This is a genomic window from Ruegeria sp. YKSD163, assembly GCF_059612905.1.
In genome coordinates this window covers 29,807-46,519 of sequence record NZ_JBXWRM010000008.1, presented here as the reverse complement: position 1 = coordinate 46,519, position 16,713 = coordinate 29,807, and the positions used below count along the sequence as shown (strand labels likewise).

The following is a 16,713-nucleotide window of genomic DNA, read 5'->3' as shown; positions in this document are numbered from 1 at the left end:
GGCAACAGCCTAGGGGCGGGAGTGGGCGGAACACAATGATCTGGCCGAGCAGAAAAATAGACATTAAGTGACAGGTATGGCGGTCACGATCCCGGCGACAATTGTCGCCAATATCCTCGAAGGCGCGGTGGCGCGCGGTGCCGACCCAGGGTCTATCCTGACGCGGGCGGGGCTATCTGGTGTTGTCGGTGCGTTGGAGGCGCCCGATTTCGTGCGTCTTGTGCGGGCGGTGACGCTAGCGCTGGATGATGAGTTGGCAGGATTGCAGCAGCGCCCGCAACGGGTGGGGACGCACGCAATCATGGCCGCCCATGTCAGCCATGCCGACACATTGGGCGCAGCCTATGCCCGTGCGGTTGGTTTTATGGACCTGATGGACAATTCCTTTCGCTATTCGCTGCGGGAAAATGGCGCCAACTTGCTGTTCGAGATGACCCGCATTCCGGGGCGAGAGGTGCTCAATATCGCCGCGGTCGAGATGGTGCTGGTCCTGGTCAGCCGGATGCTGGCCTGGGTGGTGGGCAATCGCGGTGCGATTAATGGGGTCTGGTTCGACTATCCCGCGCCCGGTCATGCTGCGGCCTATCGCGCCATGTTCCACCGGGCGCCGATGCAGTTCGGGCAGGGCGGCAGCGGGATCGCGATCCCGCTGTCGCTGTCCCGCCTGCCGGTCCTTCGGACCGAAGAGCAGGCCGCCGCCTATGCGCGGCGCACACCGCTGGATGCGTTTCTGCCGCAGGATGGCACCGCTGGTCTGCCGCTGGAGGTCGCCGTTGCGGTCGAAACCCTGCTCAGCGCCGAAGGGGCGCTGCCGGATATGGCGCAGATCGCGACAACGCTGGGTATCGCGCCGCATACATTGCGCCGCCGACTGAAACGGGACGGGGTCGATTACTCCGACATACGCAAGCAGGTCCGGCGCGATTTGGCGGTCAGGCTGCTGACCACCACTGACTCCCCGGTCGAAGAGATCGCTGCCCGGACCGGGTTCAGTGAGGCAAGCGCCTTTATCCGCGCTTTTCGAAGTTGGACCGGGCTGACCCCACGCAGCTATCGGGTGTCAGAGTTCTGAGCCAGGAATGCCTGCACCCTACTCGGTGCCGCAGAACAGGGAATAGAGCAACCCGATCACCTGTTCGGTATTGCTGTCGGACAGAGAATAGAAAACGGTCTTGCCTTCGCGCCGGGTGCTGACCAGCCCCTCTTCGCGCAGTCGGGCAAGCATCTGGCTGACCGCGGCCTGTCGGATCTCCAGGAGGTGCTCCAGTTGCCCCACCGATTTTTCGCCCGCCCCCAGATGGCACAGGATCATCAAGCGCCCCTCATGCGCAAGCGTCTTGAGATAGCCCGCCGCGCGGGCGGCGTTGCTCGCCATATCATCGGGTGTCTCTGGCGACAAAGGGGTGGCATCTTGCACGGTCACGTTGGGGGTCCTGTCCTCGTAAATGGCGTCAATATGCCTCAAGGACAGGGATGATGTCACCCCTAGATCGTTGGGGCTCCGCCTTGAAACGCATTGCCGCTGGCATAATCGCAAGGGGCTTCCTGCATGTTGAGGTGCAAATCGCGGCCGGTAAAAGGATGCGCGCGGGCCAACGCTTCGTCCACCTCGATCCCAAGGCCGGGTGCATCCGGTGGGATCACGAATCCGTTATCGACCTGGATCGAGCCCTTGATCAGCGCATCGTGGAACGGGGTCTCGATGCTTTCGAGCAGCAGGATGTTCGGGATCGACGCCGCAAGCTGGATATTGGCCGCCCACTCGATCGGCCCCGCATAGAGGTGCGGCGCCATCTGCGCGTTGAACAGTTCGGCAATGGCGGCAACCTTTTTCATCTCCCAGATGCCGCCCGCGCGCCCCAGGGCCGGTTGCAAGATCTCGGCCGCCCCGGCACGCAGCACGGCGCCGAATTCGGTCTTGGTGGTCATTCGCTCGCCGGTGGCCACGGGAATGCGCACGTTTCGGGCGACGCGGGCCATGTCCTCGATATTGTCGGGGGGCGTCGGCTCTTCGAACCAGAGCGGCGAGTAGGGCTCAAGCGCCTGCCCGAGTCGAATGGCGCCAGCGGTGTTGAACTGGCCATGGGTGCCGAACAGCAAGTCGGCGCGGTCGCCCACCGCCTCGCGGATCGCCTTGCAAAAGGCCACAGACAGCGAGATGTCGGTCATCGCGGGCATGTGGCCGCCCCGGATGGTGTAAGGGCCGGCAGGGTCGAATTTCACGGCCGTATACCCCCGGCGCACCATTTCGGCGGCGCATTCGGCGGCCTGGTCGGGCGAGGTCCAGAAGCCCGCGATATCGTGATGCGGCAGCGGATAAAGATAGGTATAGGCGCGGATACGTTTGTTCATCCGACCACCGATCAGCGCATGCACCGGGCGGTCCCGGTCTTTGCCCAGAATGTCCCAGCAGGCGATCTCGAGGCCCGAGAAAGCGCCCATCACGGTCAGATCGGGACGCTGGGTAAAGCCGCTGGAATAGGCGCGGCGGAACATCAGTTCGATATTCTCGGGGTTTTCGTCTGCCATGTGCCGGTCGAACACGTCTCGGATCACATGGATCATCGCCTCTGGCCCGACCGAGGAGGCATAGCACTCGCCCCAGCCGGTGATGCCGGTATCGGTGGTCACCTTGACCAGGATCCAGTAGCGCCCGCCCCAGCCGGGAGCGGGTGGCGCTGTGACGATGATATCGAGGTCTTGCAGCTTCATCTGGTACTCCATCGAGGGGGGGCGGAGGCAAAAAATTGAAAATTTTTTGCTGGCAAATTTTCGGGGAAAATTTGCCGACAGTCTCCGGCGTCAGGTGAACAGGATCACGTTACGTTTGGCGCTTCCGGTGCGGGTGTCGGCGATGGCCTCGTTGATCTGCTCCAGCGACCAGCGCCCCGAGATCAGCTCGTCGAGCTTGAGACGGCCTTGCTGGTAAAGGTCGATCATCCACGGGATATCGCGCTGGATCACCACGTCGCCCATTTTTGAGCCGATCAGCCCGTGTCCCTGGAACGAGGCGCTCATCGGTTCGTATTGTGCCATGGCGCCGGCATGTGGCATGCCGATCATCACAGCCCTGCCGCCCCAGCCCAGGTATTTGGGTGCCTCGTCATAGGCGCGCACCGCACCGACCGTGACCAGCACCGCATCGGCGCCGCGCCCGCCAAGCGCCTTGTAGGCAGCGCGCCAGGGTTTCGGACTGGTGGCGAGCACACCATGGGTGGCGCCGAACTCGCGGGCGATGTTCAGTTTCTCTTCGGTCATATCCACCGCGACGATGCGACGGGCGCCCGCGATGCGGGCACCTTGGATGGCGTTCAACCCGACGCCACCCGCACCGATCACCACCACGTCCTGCCCGGCGCGCAGCCGGGCGGCGTTGACCGCCGCCCCGACCCCGGTGATCACCCCGCAGGAGAGCAGGCAGGCCACGTCGCGGCCCATATCATCGGGGATCCTGACGATCTGGCGCTGGCTGACCACCACCTTTTCGGCGAATGCGCCGCAGGCCATGGCCTGAAGCAGCGGTCCGTCGTCAACGGTACGCAAGGGGCCTTGCTTGACCCCGTCATAGGGTGTGTCACAGATCGTGGGTTGGCCGCCCGCGCAATTGGCGCAACTGCCACAGGCGCGGATGAGCGTGACCACGACCGGATCGCCCGGGGCAAAGCCCTGTACGCCTTGGCCTACGGCAGAGACCGTACCCGCCGCCTCGTGCCCGTAGACCGCCGGCAGATGCCCGCCCCAGGCGCCATCGGCATAGGAGATATCGGAATGGCAGATCGCGACCGCCTCCAGCGTCACCTCGACCTCGCCGGTACCGGGCGGGGCAAGCAACACTTCTTCGACCACCAGTGGTGCATTGAACTCATGGCAAACGGCGGCGCGGATTCTCTGCATCCCGGCTCTCCTCGGCATTTCTTTACCCTACGGTGGACCGCGGCGCTCGGTGCGGCAAGGTGGAAACCGGCAAAGATACGTCGCAATTACGTCACGGCAGTCCGCGTGCGCAAAAAGATCACCAAACCTGCCGCCATCAATGCCAGCGCGACGAGGAAAGGCGCACCGGGCAGATAGACCGGTGCCTGTGGTCCGGTAAAGTGGGCGAATACGCTGGCCATCAACAGGGGTGAGACGATCATCGACAGCGCATGTACGGCGGACATCACCCCTTGCAGCGCGCCCTGCTGGTCGTCGGCCACGCTGCGCGACATGATCGCCTGCAAGGCGGGCGGGACCACCGCACCCATCGCGGTGATCGGGATCAGGATCAGGGCAAGCGTGCCGCTGGCGATGAAAGCGAGCAGCCCGAAGCCCACGAAGTCGAACAGCTGCCCCCAGATCACCGTGCGGCGCTCGCCGATGCGGCGGGTGAGATGCGGCAGCAGCCCGCCCTGAACCACTGCCATCAGGAAGCCGAAGATACCCAGCGACAGGCCGATCATTTTGGGTGACCAGCCGAACCGCTCCTGCGAGAAATAGGACCAGATCGCCGGGTAGACATAGATCGCAACGGAATAGAGGAAATAGGCCCAGAGAAGGCCCTTGAGCCCGGGCACCCCGCCCAACATGCGAAAGGCGCCCAGCGGATTGGCGCTGACCCAGGAAAAGGAGCGGCGGGTCGCGGCGGTCACCGTTTCGTTCATCACGAACAGGCCGAGGATGAAGTTCAGCCCGGCCAGAACCGCCGCCGCCCAGAATGGCGCGCGGGTGCCGAACTCGCCCAGGACCCCGCCCATCAGCGGCCCCAGCACAAAGCCGACACCAAAGGCCGCGCCCAGCATGCCGAAACGGGCGGCCTTTTGCTCGGGGCGCGAGACATCAGCCATATAGGCCGAGGCGGTGGCATGGGTGGCCGCCGTGATGCCGCCCACGACGCGGCCCGCCAACAGCAGCCAGATACTGCCCGCCACCGCCATCACCACATAGTCCAGCGCCATGACAAAGAGCGAGACCAGCAGAACGGGGCGCCGTCCGAAGGCATCGGACAGGCTGCCGATGATCGGGCCGAACAGGAACTGCATCGCGGCAAAGGCGGTGCTGAGCACGCCGCCCCACAGCGCCGCGTCGGCCAGGGTGCCGCCTTTCACCTCGACGATCAGGTCGGGCATGATCGGCATGATCAGGCCAATTCCCATGGCGTCGATCATCACCGTCGCCAGGATGAAGAGAAAGGGCAGGCGCATTCTGAACCGTCCGGTTTAGTTTGCCAGACCCTAGCCGCGCCGGTCGGGGTTGAAAAGCCGCTAAGTGACCGCTTGCGACCGGACGCGGGCGGCAAAGGCGCGGGCCTCGTCCGGGGCGGCACCCAGCTGTCGGGCCGGGTCGGTCAGTGCCACCGCGTCCAACTGCGGCCAATCGCGTGCAATCAGGTCGCGCAGCGGCACCCGGCTCTCCATCGCCTCGGTACAGAGCCTCTTGACGGTGGCCTGCGCCTCGGGGCGGGGCAGGTGGGCGGCGAGCGCAAAGCTCACCGCCTCGGCGTGGATGGTGCCAAAACCCATTTCGAGCGTGGCGGCCATGGTGTCGGGGCAGGGGGCCAGTCCGGGCAGCAGGCGCTGGGTGATCTGTACCGAGGACGCAGCGCCCAGCACGATCTGCGGCAGGCACATCCATTCAGTGAACCAGGCGGCACCATCGCGCTGATACCGGTGCACGCCCGCGCCATGCAGCACCGCCAAGAGGCCCGGCACTTGCCGGGACAGTGCCACCATCGCCGAGGGGCCGACCGGGTTCTGTTTCTGCGGCATGGTCGAGGACGCGCCGCCGCCACCCAGCGTGATCTCGGCGATGCCGGTCTGGGTCAGCTCGATGGCATCCTCGCCCAGCTTGCCAAGCGCCAGCGCGATGCGGGTGCACCAGTCGGCGAGCCGCAGCACCGGGGTCCGGTCGGTATGCCAGCTGCGCCCGGGGTCGGAAAGGTTCAGAAGCTGGGCCAGATCGGTGCGCAGCCGCGCCGCCTCTGGCCCCAGCGCACCGCTGGTGCCGGCGGCGCCCGACAGTGACACCAGCAGGCAATCGCGCCTGAGACCGGGCAATTCGCGCAACAGATCAAGCAGCGTTGCTCCCCAGGCCGAGACCACTGCGCCAAAGCTGGTGGGGGTGGCATGCTGACCGTAGCTGCGCGCTGCCATGGGCAGATCGGCATGGGTTTCGGCCAGCCCCGCCAGGAGCTCCAGGATCGCACCCAGATCCCGTTCCAGCACCGATACCGCCTGCCGCAATCGCAGCATCAGGCCGGTGTCGATGATATCCTGCGAAGTAGCGCCCCAATGCACATATTGCGCATGTTCGGGCGCCTGCATTTCGCTTCGAAATGCGGCGACCAGCGCCGGGACGCTGACCCCGTTTGCCCCCGTCGCCTCAGCCAGGACGCCGGGGTCGAGGTGGATTTCCATCGCCGCGCGGTGGATTGCACCGGCGCTCTCGGCCGGGATCAGCCCCAGCGCGCCTTGCGCCTTGGCCAGCATCCCCTCGACCAGCAGCATCGCGCGCAACTCGGCCCCGTCGGTGAACAGCCGCCCGGCATCGCCCGCAGGAAAAAGGCGCGCCAGATGCGCGCTGTCAAACACTGATGCGGCCATCAGAACTGTCCTTCGATCCGTGTCAGCAGCCGCGCCAGCCCCTGCGGGTCGGCAAAGAACGGCGAATGAGAGCTGTTCATGACATGGACACGGTCGGATGGCCAGTCTGCCGTCATCTCCTCTTGGTATTCAGGTGGGATCGTTCGGTCCTCGGCGCAGCGGATGTAAACCTTGGGTACGCTTGAGAAGCGGTCGGACAGGGTCAACGGCGTTTCTTGCGGCGCGATCGCTTGCGGGCAGAGGCGCGGCTGGGCGTAACGCACCCGCTCGGGCCGGCAGTCGTGATAAAACAGATCGGCGACCCGTTCGGGGTCGACGGTATAGGATAACCCGTCCTCGGATTTCAACACCGCCTCGGTCAGGGTCTGGCGCGGCGCGCGTTTGCGCATCTCGACCATCGAAAGACCCGAGAGGGGCACATAGGCGCACAGATAGATCAGCCCGCGCATCGCGCCAGGGTTTCGTTCAGCAGCGGCGCTGATCGGATAACCGGCCCAGCTATGGCCCAGGATCAGAGTGTCGGCTGTACTGGCGTCCAGCACCGCGTCGCGACAGCTGTCCAGTGTAACCTCGTTGATCGGAGTCACGTCCGACCCATGGCTGGGCATGTTGATGGCGCGCACCGTGTGGCCGCGCTCCTCCAGCGCAGGGATCAGGTCGCGCCAGCACCACGCCCCGTGGCAGGATCCGTGGATCAGAAGAAAATCGGCCATGGCCGTGCCCTCTCAGATATGGCCCACGTCGTGCAGGAACTGCACGAGCCGTTCGGCATAGGCGGCGGGGTGTTCGACACAGGGCAGATGTCCGGCCTTGCGGAACAGGTGGAATTGCGAACCGGGGATCAGCTCGACGGTTTCCCGCACCAGATCCGGCGGGGTCGAGCCGTCTTCGTCCCCGGCTATGCCAAGGGCCGGCAACCTGAGGCCGCTGGTTGGCGTATAGAAATCGGTGCCCGCGATGGCGGCGCTGCACCCGGCATAGCCCTGCACCGGTTGCCGGACCAGCATGTTGCGCCAAAGGGTCAGCTCGGCCGTGGTGCGGAACCCGCGCGAGAACCAGCGTTCCATCACGGCATCCGCCAGTGCCTCGATGCCGCCTGCGGTGACGGCGGCGATACGGTCCTGCCACATCTCCTTGGTGCCGATCTTGGCAGCGGTGTTGGACAGAACCAGCGCGCGCACCTGGTCCAGCCGTTTGACCGCCAAACCCTGCGCGATCATGCCGCCGATGGACAGGCCCACCACTGCCGCCTCGCGAACCTCGAGCATGTCGAGCAACCGCTCGGCATCGCGCACCAGCGTGCCCATGGCATAGGGCCCGTCCGGCGCGTCGCTCAGGCCGTGGCCGCGCTTGTCATAGCGGATCAGTCGTAGCCCCGCGGGCAGATGCGGCAGGATCGGTTCCCATAGGCGCAGATCGGTTCCCAACGAGTTAATGAACAGCACAGGTGCGCCTTCGGGGTCGCCGTCGACCCGGTAATGCAGCCTGATATCCCCCAGATCCGCGATCCGCATTTGGCAGCGACTCCCCTTTCCAGTGTGAAACCAGACTAGAGCCTTACGCCGGGGAAGGTAAAGCATCCTGACGCCGCATGGCGTCATTTTGCCTTTGGATGGCCCGTTCAGGCAAAGCGCTCTAACGCAGTGCGAAACACCGCGGCGTCGACATTGCCGCCCGAGGCCACGGCAATCACGCTGTCTCCTTCGATCTGATCGGCGTGAAACAGGGCCGCTGCAAGCGAGACCGCCCCGCCCGGTTCCAGCACGATCTTGAGCCGCAGAAAGGCCAGCGCCATGGCGCGGAGGGCCTCGTCCTCACTCACCGCCAGTCCGGGACCGCAGAGCCGGCTGAGGATCGGAAAGGTGATCCTGCCCGGTTCCGGCGTCAGGATCGCGTCGCAGATATTGCCGGTTTCCGAAGCGTTGCGGCTGATGGTCCCGCTGGCGAGCGAGCGCTTCACATCGTCAAACCCCTCGGGCTCGACCGGGCGCGCGCGCAATCCCGGTGCGCGGGCCTCAAGCGCCAGTGCCACGCCCGAGGTCAACCCGCCGCCACCGCAACAGACCAGCACATCGCCGCTGTCGACGCCCAGTTCGGCCGCCTGTTCGGCCAGTTCCAGCCCAACACTGGCCTGACCGGCGATCACCTGTGGTTCGTCATAGGGACGGATCAGTGTCAGCCCGCGTACGCGTGCCAGCGCGGCGCCGATCTCTTCGCGGCTTTCGCGGCCCCGGTCATACAGTACCACCTCGGCCCCAAGCGCCCTCGTGTTGTCGATCTTGAGCCGGGGCGCGTCCGAGGGCATCACGATGACCGAGGCGATGCCATGCAGCGTCGCCGCATGGGCGACCCCCTGCGCGTGATTGCCCGAGGAATAGGCGATGACGCCGCGGGCGCGCGTCTCGGGGTCGAGGGCCGAAATGGCCGACCAGGCGCCGCGGAACTTGAAGCTGCCGGTATGTTGCAGGCACTCGGGTTTCACCAGCACCCGGCGCCCGGCGATCTCGTCCAGAAAGGGCGAGCTCAGCAGCGGCGTGCGGCGGACATGGCCCGACAGCCGTGCGGCTGCGGCCTCGATCAATTCGATGCTGCTCATGCGGCCTCCAGAATGCGGCGGATCAGGTCCAGCGATTGCGGTTCGTCGAGAAAGGGCACATGGCCCCGGTCTGGCACTTCGGCCGAGATCAGGCCGGGATGGCGGCGATGCATCTCGGCCACGGTGCCGGCGCCCAGAATATCGGAATTCGCCCCCCGCAACACGGCGGTGGGAATGTTGCGCAGCGCCTCGAAGAACAGCCACAGATCGGGGATCGCCCCGGTTGCGGCCTGATCCAGCAACGCCCTGTGCAGCCCGTCGTCATAGCGCAGTGCCAACCCATGTTCGGTGGCGGCATACTGGATTTCGGCCTGTTTGCGCCAGACCGAGAGCGGGATGCCGGGAAACTGCGGCTCCATCGCCTGTTTCAGCGCTAGTGCGGCCTGGTCATGGGTTTTCGAGACCGGTTTCTTGCCCACGTAATCCATGATCCGCGCGATGCCCACCGGCTCGATCACCGGTCCGACATCGTTCAGGATCACCCCCGCCAGCCGGCCAGGGTGGCTGGCGGCCAGCGCCATGGCGATCATGCCCCCGCGCGAGGTGCCCAGCACTGTCACCCTTTCCAACCTCAGATGGTCGAGCAGTTCGATGACGTCGTGAGCTTCGCGCAGGACATTGTAATTGCGGTAATCGGGATCGTAGTCGGACTGCCCCCGCCCGCGATAATCGAGGCGGATCAGCCGAAGATCGGTCACATGCGGGAGCAGGAACTCGAAATCGCGGCTGCACCGGGTCAACCCGGCGAGACAGAGGAGCGGTTGGCCGGCCCCCTCGTCCTCGTAAAACAGGCGGAGGCCATCGGTCGTGGTGAAAGCGGCCATTCAGACCCCCGCCAGCTCAGGAATGCCGGTCAGATCCGACAGGATATGGTCGGGCGTCCAGGGCAGCCGGTCCACCGGCTCGCCCGCGCGGTTCACCCAGGCGGTGCGGAACCCATAGCCCGCCGCAGCCGCCGCATCCCAGCCGTTGGAGGACACGAACAGCACCGCATCGGGCGGGCAACCGAACCGCTGGCCCACCAGGTCATAGACCCGGCGATCGGGTTTGAAGATGCCGACGCTTTCCACGGAAAGCACATCGTCGAGCACATCGCCCAGCCCGGCCGAGCGCACCGCGCCGTCCAGCATGTCGGGAGAGCCATTGGACAGGATTGCGGTTTCCAGCCCGGCGGCCTTGAGTGCGCGCAGCATCGCCGGAACCTCGGGATAGGCCTGCAATTGCCAGTAGAGGTCCAGCAGCCGTTGGCGCAGCGCGGCATCACCCGCCAGCCCAACCGCCTCGAGAGCCCAATCGAGCCCCTCGCCGGTCACTTGCCAGAAATCGGTATGCGCCCCTGTGATCGTGCGCAGCCAGCTGTATTGCAGCTGTTTCAGCCGCCAATGACTGGCCAGCGCCTGCCAATGCGGGCGCAGGGCGGCGTTTTCGGGTTCGTCCGCCGCCTGCCGGGCGGCGGCGGAGACGTCGAACAACGTGCCATAGGCATCGAATACGCAGGTGGTTATGGACATCGTATCCTCTCCGCAAGGGGTCGCGCGGCGCAGCCTCGCACAGTCGCGCGGCGGGCGAAAGGGGGCGGGGTTTACATTGGCGTGACAGGGTCTAGGCTGGGCGTTCTTTCAAAACTGCCCCAGACGGAGACGGCATGACCCAGATCAAACAAGGCGACACGGTGCGCATCCACTACACCGGAACCCTGCTCGACGGCAAAACCTTCGACAGTTCCGAAGGACGCGACCCGCTGGAGTTCACGGTCGGGTCCGGCCAGATCATTCCCGGTCTGGACAAGGCGATGCCGGGCATGGAAACCGGCGAGAAAAAGCGCGTCGAGGTGCCCTGTCAGGAGGCCTATGGCCCGCTGAACCCCGAGGCCCGCCAGGCGATCCCGCGCGAGGGTATCCCCGACGACATTCCGCTGGAACTGGGCACCCAGTTGCAGATGCAATCCCCCGATGGCCGGGTGATCCCTGTGACGGTGGTCGAACTGGAAGAGGCGACGGTGACGCTGGACGCCAACCACCCGCTGGCCGGTCAGGACCTGATCTTCGACATCGAGGTCGTCTCGATCAACTGACGACACGGCCCGCCCCGGCAAGGGGCGGGCCGATCTGTTGCGCAGCGCGCGCGGCAGGCGAGATTTTTCGTCGAAAAATCTTGCCCGCTCTACATGAATTCCGACTGTGGCATGCCGAGAACGTGGAAACCGCCATCGACCCGAATGATCTCTCCCGTGGTGCAGGCGCCTGCGTCCGAGGCGAGATAGACCGCGGTACCGCCCACCGCCTCGAGCGTTGCGTTCGAGCGCAGCGGCGCGTTCTGGTCGCAGAACTTGAAGGTCTTGCGCGCACCGCCGATGGCGGCGCCGGCCAGGGTCTTCATCGGGCCGGGCGAGATCGCATTCACTCGGATCCCGTCGGGGCCCAGATCATTGGCCAGATAGCGGGTCGCTGATTCCAGCGCCGCTTTGGCGACGCCCATGACGTTGTAGTTCGGCACCACCCGGTTCGACCCCTGATAGGTCAGCGTCAGAACGGTGCCGCCATTCTCCTTCATCATCGGATAGGCGCGTCGCGCCACCTCGATCAGGGAATAGGCCGAGATATCCATAGAATGCTTGAAATTCGCGCGCGTCGTGTTCAGGAACCGGCCCGTCAACTCGGATTTGTCCGAATAGGCGATGGCATGCACCAGGAAATCCATGGTCGGCCAGCGCGCGGCCAGCTGCTCAAAGGCGGTGTCCAGCGACGCATCGTCGGTCACGTCCGCATCGACCATGAAATCGCTGCCGACACTGGCGGCCAACGGTTCCAGCCGCTTGCCAAAGGCCTCGCCCTGGTAGGTAAAGGCCAGTTCCGCCCCCGCCTCGTGCATTGCCTTGGCAATGCCCCAGGCGATGGACCGGTCGTTCGCGACCCCCATGATCAGGCCGCGTTTGCCCTGCAAAAGTCCTGACATCCGCCCTTACCCCCTGAACTTGCTCAGCACCATCGATCCGTTGGTGCCGCCAAAGCCGAAGCTGTTGGTCATCACCGAATCGAGGCCGGCGTTTTCTACATATTGTGTCGCGACCTCGCCGGGCTGGATGCCGTCGGCCAGAGTGTCGACATTGATCGAGGGCGTGATGAAATCATGCTCCAGCATCAAGAGGCAGAAGATCGCCTCGAGCGCGCCCGCCGCCCCCTGGGCATGGCCGGTCATCGACTTGGTCGAGCTGATCGGCGGCACGCGGCCCTCGCCGAACACGCGGCGGACCGCCTCGACCTCGCCCACATCACCGACCGGGGTCGAGGTGCCATGCGCGTTGATATAGCTGACCTTGCGGTCCTCGGGCAGGGTGGACACCGCCAGCCGCATCGCCCGTTCGCCGCCCTCGCCCGAAGGCGCCACCATGTCATGCCCGTCCGAGGTTGCGGCATAGCCGGTCACCTCGGCATAGATCTTGGCGCCGCGCGCCAGGGCGTGTTCCAGCTCTTCCAGCACCACGATGCCGCCGCCGCCCGAGATCACGAACCCGTCGCGATCCTGGTCGAACGCGCGCGAGGCCTTCTCGGGCGTGTCGTTGTATTTCGACGACATCGCGCCCATCGCGTCGAACAGGCAGCTGAGCGTCCAGTCCAGCTCCTCGCCACCACCGGCGAACATCACGTCCTGTTTGCCCAGCATGATCTGCTCGGCTGCATTGCCGATGCAATGCAGCGAGGTCGAGCAGGCCGAGGTGATGGAATAGTTCAGGCCCTTGATCTTGAACGCCGTGGCCAGGTTGGCCGAGATGGTCGAGCACATGCATTTGGGCACCGCAAAGGGCCCGATCCGCTTGGTCGCGCCGGTCTTGAGCACGGTCTGATGTGCGCTCAGCATGGCGCTGGTCGAGGGGCCGCCCGATCCGGCCACCAGACCGGTGCGGGGGTTGACGATCTGATCCTCGGTCAGCCCCGCATCGGCGATGGCCTGTTGCATGGCGATATGGGCATAGGCTGCACCCGGCCCCATGAAGCGCAGCGCGCGCTTGTCCACATGTTCGGCCACGTCGATCTTGAGCGTGCCGGCGATACGGCTGCGGAACCCGTGTTCGGCCATTTCCTCGCTGGCGACGATACCCGACCGGCCCGCCTTGAGCGAGGCGGTGACCTCTTCGGCATTGTTCCCGATCGAGGAGACGATCCCCAACCCGGTGACGACTACTCGGCGCATGTGGCCTCCCTTGCTTGCTCGGGTCTTATTAGGGCATTGGCGGGGCCGGGTGCAAGGTGGCGTGGTGTCGGGGACGTCGCCGATCCTGGATCCGGTCCGGGCCGGTGTGGCACTGCCGGGCCTGTCAGCCGGGCTGAAACATGTCGCTGAACTGTTCACGCAGGATGTTCTTTTGGACCTTGCCCATCGTATTTCGCGGCAATTCATCCATCACGATCAGTTTTCGGGGATGTTTGAACCGGGCAAGCGAGGCCTGAACCTGCGCCATGATTGCCTGTGTATCGGGGGTCTTGCCCGGTTGCGCCACGAGGATACCCAGCGGGGTTTCTCCGAAATCGGGATGGGGCACCCCGATCACCGCGCTTTCCAGCACGCCGGGCTGATCGTCCAGCAGCAGCTCCAGCTCCTTGGGATAAATGTTGAACCCGCCCGAGATGATCAGGTCCTTGCCACGTCCGACGATGGTGACATAGCCGTCAGGATCGACGAAACCCAGATCGCCGGTGATGAAAAACCCGTCAGCGCGCAGTTCGGCGGCGGTTTTCTCGGGCATCTGCCAATAGCCCTTGAACACGTTTGGGCCGCGCACCTCGATCTGGCCTATTTCGCCCTGAGGCAGGGGTTCGCCGCTCTCGGGGTCGGTCACCTTCAACTCGACGCCCGGCAGGGGAAATCCCACCGTGCCCGCGCGGCGTTCGCCCTCGTAGGGGTTGGAGGTGTTCATGTTGGTCTCGGTCATGCCGTAGCGTTCGAGGATGCGATGGCCTGTGCGTTCCTCGAACTGAACATGGGTTTCGGCCAGTAGTGGCGCCGAGCCCGAGACGAAGAGGCGCATGTGTTGCGCCAATTCGCGAGTGAACCTGGCATCGCCCAGGAGGCGGGTGTAAAAGGTCGGTACGCCCATCATGGCGGTTGCGCGGGGCATCTGCGCGATGACCTGGTCGAGGTCGAATTTCGGCAGGAAGATCATGCTGCCGCCAGTGATCAGCGCAATATTGGTGGCGACGAACAGGCCGTGGGTGTGAAAGATCGGCAGCGCGTGCAGCAGCACGTCATCGGCGGTAAAGCGCCACTCGCGCGCCAGCGTCTCGGCATTCGACAACAGGTTGTCCTGGGTCAGCATCGCGCCCTTTGAGCGGCCCGTGGTGCCCGAGGTATAGAGAAAGGCCGCCAGGTCGCCGCCGTCCCGCGCGACGGTGTCGAACCGCTCGGGCATCGCGGCGGCGCGCTCGGTCAGGCTGCCCGATCCATCGGCGTTCAGGGTCTCGACCCGCGCGCCCAGGCCTTTGGCGATCGGGGCCAGCATGTCGCGGCTGCGCCCTTCGCAGACGATCAGCGCGGCACCGCTGTTTTCGATGAAATAGCTGAGTTCATCGGCGGTATATGCCGTGTTGAGCGGCAGAAAGATCAGCCCCGCTTGCGCGCAGGCGGCATAGAGCGCCAGCGCCTCGGGCGATTTCTCGATCTGGGCAGCGACCCGGTCGCCCGGTTTCAGACCCAGGTCGGTCGCCGCATGGGCCAGCCGCGCGGCAAGTGCCAGAAAACCGGCATGGCTGATCACCTGCCCGTCGGGCAGAAACAGGAACGGGGTCTCCTTTCCGGCATGGGTGCCGAAGAGGCGGTCATAGAGGGGATTTGTCATCGGGTTCCCTTTCCTGCGTTACGTTCCGGTCCGCTTGCAGTTCTGGGACATCGCACAGCGATGGTAAAGGCGGTTCGCCATCGCGGGGTCGAGTTCTCTGTCAGCCGTCCCGCAGGATCATCTCGGCCCCGCGTGCGGCTAGCATCATGACCGGCGCGTTGGTGTTGCCCGAGGTCACGTTGGGAAAGGACGAGGCGTCGATCACCCGCAGCCCCGCCACCCCATGCACCCGCAGCCGTGAATCCAGCACCGAATCCCGCGCCGAGTTCCCCATGCGGCAGGTGCAGCTGGCGTGATAGACCGACCCGGCGCGCTGCCGGAAATCGGCCAGCAGATCGGCATCGGACATGGTGGAGATGTCGGGTCCTTCGACCGTGACCGCGCGGATCGCGGGAGTCTCCGCCAGTTTCTGAGCGATCCGTCCGGCGGCAACGGCCATGGCGCAATCCTCGTTGGTGGACAGCGAGTTGGGACGAATATCGGGGGCGACCTCCGGATCGGGCGAGCGGATCGTCACCGCGCCCCGGCTGGTGGGGCGGCAAGGCTGGGCGCAGATCAAAAAACCGGCCATCGGCGCCACGTCGGGTTTGCCATCGGGACGCACCGAATAGGACATCGGGTTGCAATAGACCTGCATGTCGGCGGATCCGCCGGGGGTCGAGGCCACGAAACCGCTGATCTGGTTGATCGGCACGCTGAGCGGCCCACCGCGTGTCAGCAGATATCGCAGCCCCGCTGCCATCTTGCCGGGCCAGTTGCCCAGACGGTTGTTCAGCGTCGGTTCGGTGGCGGTGAACTGATAGGAGATGCCAAGATGGTCCTGCAGGCCCTGACCCACTTGCGGCAGATCCCGGGCAACCGTGATCCCGTGGCGTTTCAGCAGCTCGGCGGGTCCGATGCCCGAAAGTTGCAGCAGCTGCGGCGAGTTCACGGCGCCGGCGCTGACGATTACCTCGCGGGTGGCCGTGGCCTGCACGCGGTGGCCACGGGCGCGGTACGCCACACCCGTCGCTCTGCCGTCGTGCAGGATGACGCGCTCCACCAGGGCCTCCGAGACCAGGTGCAGGTTGGGCCGTTTGAGGGCAGGGCGCAGGAACGCATCGGCCGCCGACCAGCGGCGACCGTTGCGGACAGTACCCTGAAGGCGCGCGACGCCGTCGCGCGCAGCACCGTTCAGGTCGTCACGGATCGGCCAGCCGGCCTGTGCCGCCGCCTTGAGAAAATGCGCCGAGAACGGGTGCATCCGGTCGCTGACATCGCTGACATGGACCGGCCCGCTGCCGCTGAGCCTGCGCCGCCCGTCCGGTCCGGGCCGGTCGCGTGTTTCCAGTTGGGCATAGGTCTCGCGGACCGATTGCCAGTTCCAGCCCGTCGCGCCTGCGGTTTCCCAATCGTCGAAATCCCGCGGCAGGCCCTGCACATAGGCCATCGCGTTGATCGAAGACGACCCACCCAGCACCCGTCCACGCGGCCAGAAGGCGGCCCGCCCGGCAAGTCCCGGATCGGTCTGGGCGGTATAGCACCAGTTGACCCGCGGGTCGTCGTAGGTCTTGCCATAGCCCAGTGGCACCTTGATCCAGAACCGGTTATCGCTGCCGCCCGCCTCGAGCAGCAGAACCTTGTAGCGCCCGCAGGCGGTCAAGCGGTCAGCCAAAACGCATCCGGCCGACCCGGCGCCCACAATGATGAAATCGAATCTGTCCATC

Annotated in this window: 16 protein-coding genes; 2 read left to right on the top strand and 14 right to left on the bottom strand. The window is 65.4% G+C overall.

All coding sequences use genetic code 11. The features are described 5' to 3' along the window. Nucleotides 1–76: 76 nt before the first annotated feature. Entirely contained in the window at nt 77–1,072 is a 996-nt protein-coding gene (locus AC2FNA_RS12125) for an AraC family transcriptional regulator (protein WP_496826851.1), read from the top strand. 18 nt (nt 1,073–1,090) lie between these two features. On the opposite strand, the gene AC2FNA_RS12120 is transcribed toward AC2FNA_RS12125, so the two are convergent. From AC2FNA_RS12120 to AC2FNA_RS12075, 10 genes are all read right to left on the bottom strand, one after another. Next, nucleotides 1,091–1,375 carry an ArsR/SmtB family transcription factor gene (locus tag AC2FNA_RS12120; RefSeq protein ID WP_496826849.1) on the bottom strand — a complete coding sequence of 95 codons (285 nt, stop codon included), beginning with the start codon at nt 1,373–1,375 and terminating at the stop codon, nt 1,091–1,093. A gap of 110 nt (nt 1,376–1,485) precedes the next feature. Next, complete coding sequence (locus AC2FNA_RS12115; protein WP_496826847.1) at nt 1,486–2,712, bottom strand: mandelate racemase/muconate lactonizing enzyme family protein; 1,227 nt, start codon at nt 2,710–2,712, stop codon at nt 1,486–1,488. Between the two features lie 90 nt (nt 2,713–2,802). Further along, nucleotides 2,803–3,894, bottom strand: coding sequence for a Zn-dependent alcohol dehydrogenase (locus AC2FNA_RS12110; protein ID WP_496826846.1), 1,092 nt, complete (start codon nt 3,892–3,894; stop codon nt 2,803–2,805). Between the two features lie 86 nt (nt 3,895–3,980). Further along, the gene (locus tag AC2FNA_RS12105; RefSeq protein WP_496826844.1) at nt 3,981–5,180 is read right to left on the bottom strand and encodes a TCR/Tet family MFS transporter; all 1,200 of its coding nucleotides are present in this window, start codon (nt 5,178–5,180) and stop codon (nt 3,981–3,983) included. 60 nt (nt 5,181–5,240) lie between these two features. Beyond that, nucleotides 5,241–6,578, bottom strand: coding sequence for a class-II fumarase/aspartase family protein (locus AC2FNA_RS12100; protein WP_496826842.1), 1,338 nt, complete (start codon nt 6,576–6,578; stop codon nt 5,241–5,243). Next, on the bottom strand, nt 6,578–7,291 hold the full coding sequence (locus AC2FNA_RS12095) for an alpha/beta fold hydrolase (protein WP_496826840.1): 714 nt from the start codon (nt 7,289–7,291) through the stop codon (nt 6,578–6,580). The genes AC2FNA_RS12100 and AC2FNA_RS12095 overlap by 1 nt, the downstream gene beginning before the upstream one ends. Before the next feature lie 12 nt (nt 7,292–7,303). Then, entirely contained in the window at nt 7,304–8,092 is a 789-nt protein-coding gene (gene pcaD / locus AC2FNA_RS12090) for a 3-oxoadipate enol-lactonase (protein ID WP_496826838.1), read from the bottom strand. Nucleotides 8,093–8,199: 107 nt separating this feature from the next. Then, complete coding sequence (locus tag AC2FNA_RS12085) at nt 8,200–9,174, bottom strand: threonine ammonia-lyase (protein WP_496826836.1); 975 nt, start codon at nt 9,172–9,174, stop codon at nt 8,200–8,202. After that, nucleotides 9,171–9,998 (bottom strand): alpha/beta fold hydrolase, encoded by an 828-nt coding sequence (locus tag AC2FNA_RS12080; protein WP_496826834.1) that lies wholly within the window; start codon nt 9,996–9,998, stop codon nt 9,171–9,173. The genes AC2FNA_RS12085 and AC2FNA_RS12080 overlap by 4 nt, the downstream gene beginning before the upstream one ends. Then, nucleotides 9,999–10,685, bottom strand: coding sequence for a haloacid dehalogenase type II (locus tag AC2FNA_RS12075; protein WP_496826832.1), 687 nt, complete (start codon nt 10,683–10,685; stop codon nt 9,999–10,001). It abuts the gene before it with no gap. Nucleotides 10,686–10,819: 134 nt separating this feature from the next. On the opposite strand from AC2FNA_RS12075, the gene AC2FNA_RS12070 reads away from it, so the two are divergent. Then, on the top strand, nt 10,820–11,248 hold the full coding sequence (locus AC2FNA_RS12070) for an FKBP-type peptidyl-prolyl cis-trans isomerase (RefSeq protein WP_496826830.1): 429 nt from the start codon (nt 10,820–10,822) through the stop codon (nt 11,246–11,248). An 89-nt stretch (nt 11,249–11,337) separates the two neighbouring features. Here AC2FNA_RS12070 and AC2FNA_RS12065 read toward each other — a convergent pair whose 3' ends face one another. The 4 genes from AC2FNA_RS12065 to AC2FNA_RS12050 form a co-directional block, all read right to left on the bottom strand. Next, nucleotides 11,338–12,129: an enoyl-ACP reductase FabI gene (locus AC2FNA_RS12065; protein WP_496826828.1), complete on the bottom strand. Its 792-nt coding sequence runs from the start codon at nt 12,127–12,129 to the stop codon at nt 11,338–11,340. Nucleotides 12,130–12,135: 6 nt separating this feature from the next. Continuing rightward, complete coding sequence (gene fabB, locus AC2FNA_RS12060) at nt 12,136–13,365, bottom strand: beta-ketoacyl-ACP synthase I (protein WP_496826826.1); 1,230 nt, start codon at nt 13,363–13,365, stop codon at nt 12,136–12,138. Nucleotides 13,366–13,489: 124 nt separating this feature from the next. After that, nucleotides 13,490–15,007, bottom strand: a complete 1,518-nt coding sequence (locus AC2FNA_RS12055) for a malonate--CoA ligase (RefSeq protein ID WP_496826824.1) — start codon at nt 15,005–15,007, stop codon at nt 13,490–13,492. A gap of 100 nt (nt 15,008–15,107) precedes the next feature. Continuing rightward, nucleotides 15,108–16,712: a GMC family oxidoreductase gene (locus AC2FNA_RS12050; protein ID WP_496826822.1), complete on the bottom strand. Its 1,605-nt coding sequence runs from the start codon at nt 16,710–16,712 to the stop codon at nt 15,108–15,110. Between the last annotated feature and the right edge of the window lies 1 nt (nt 16,713).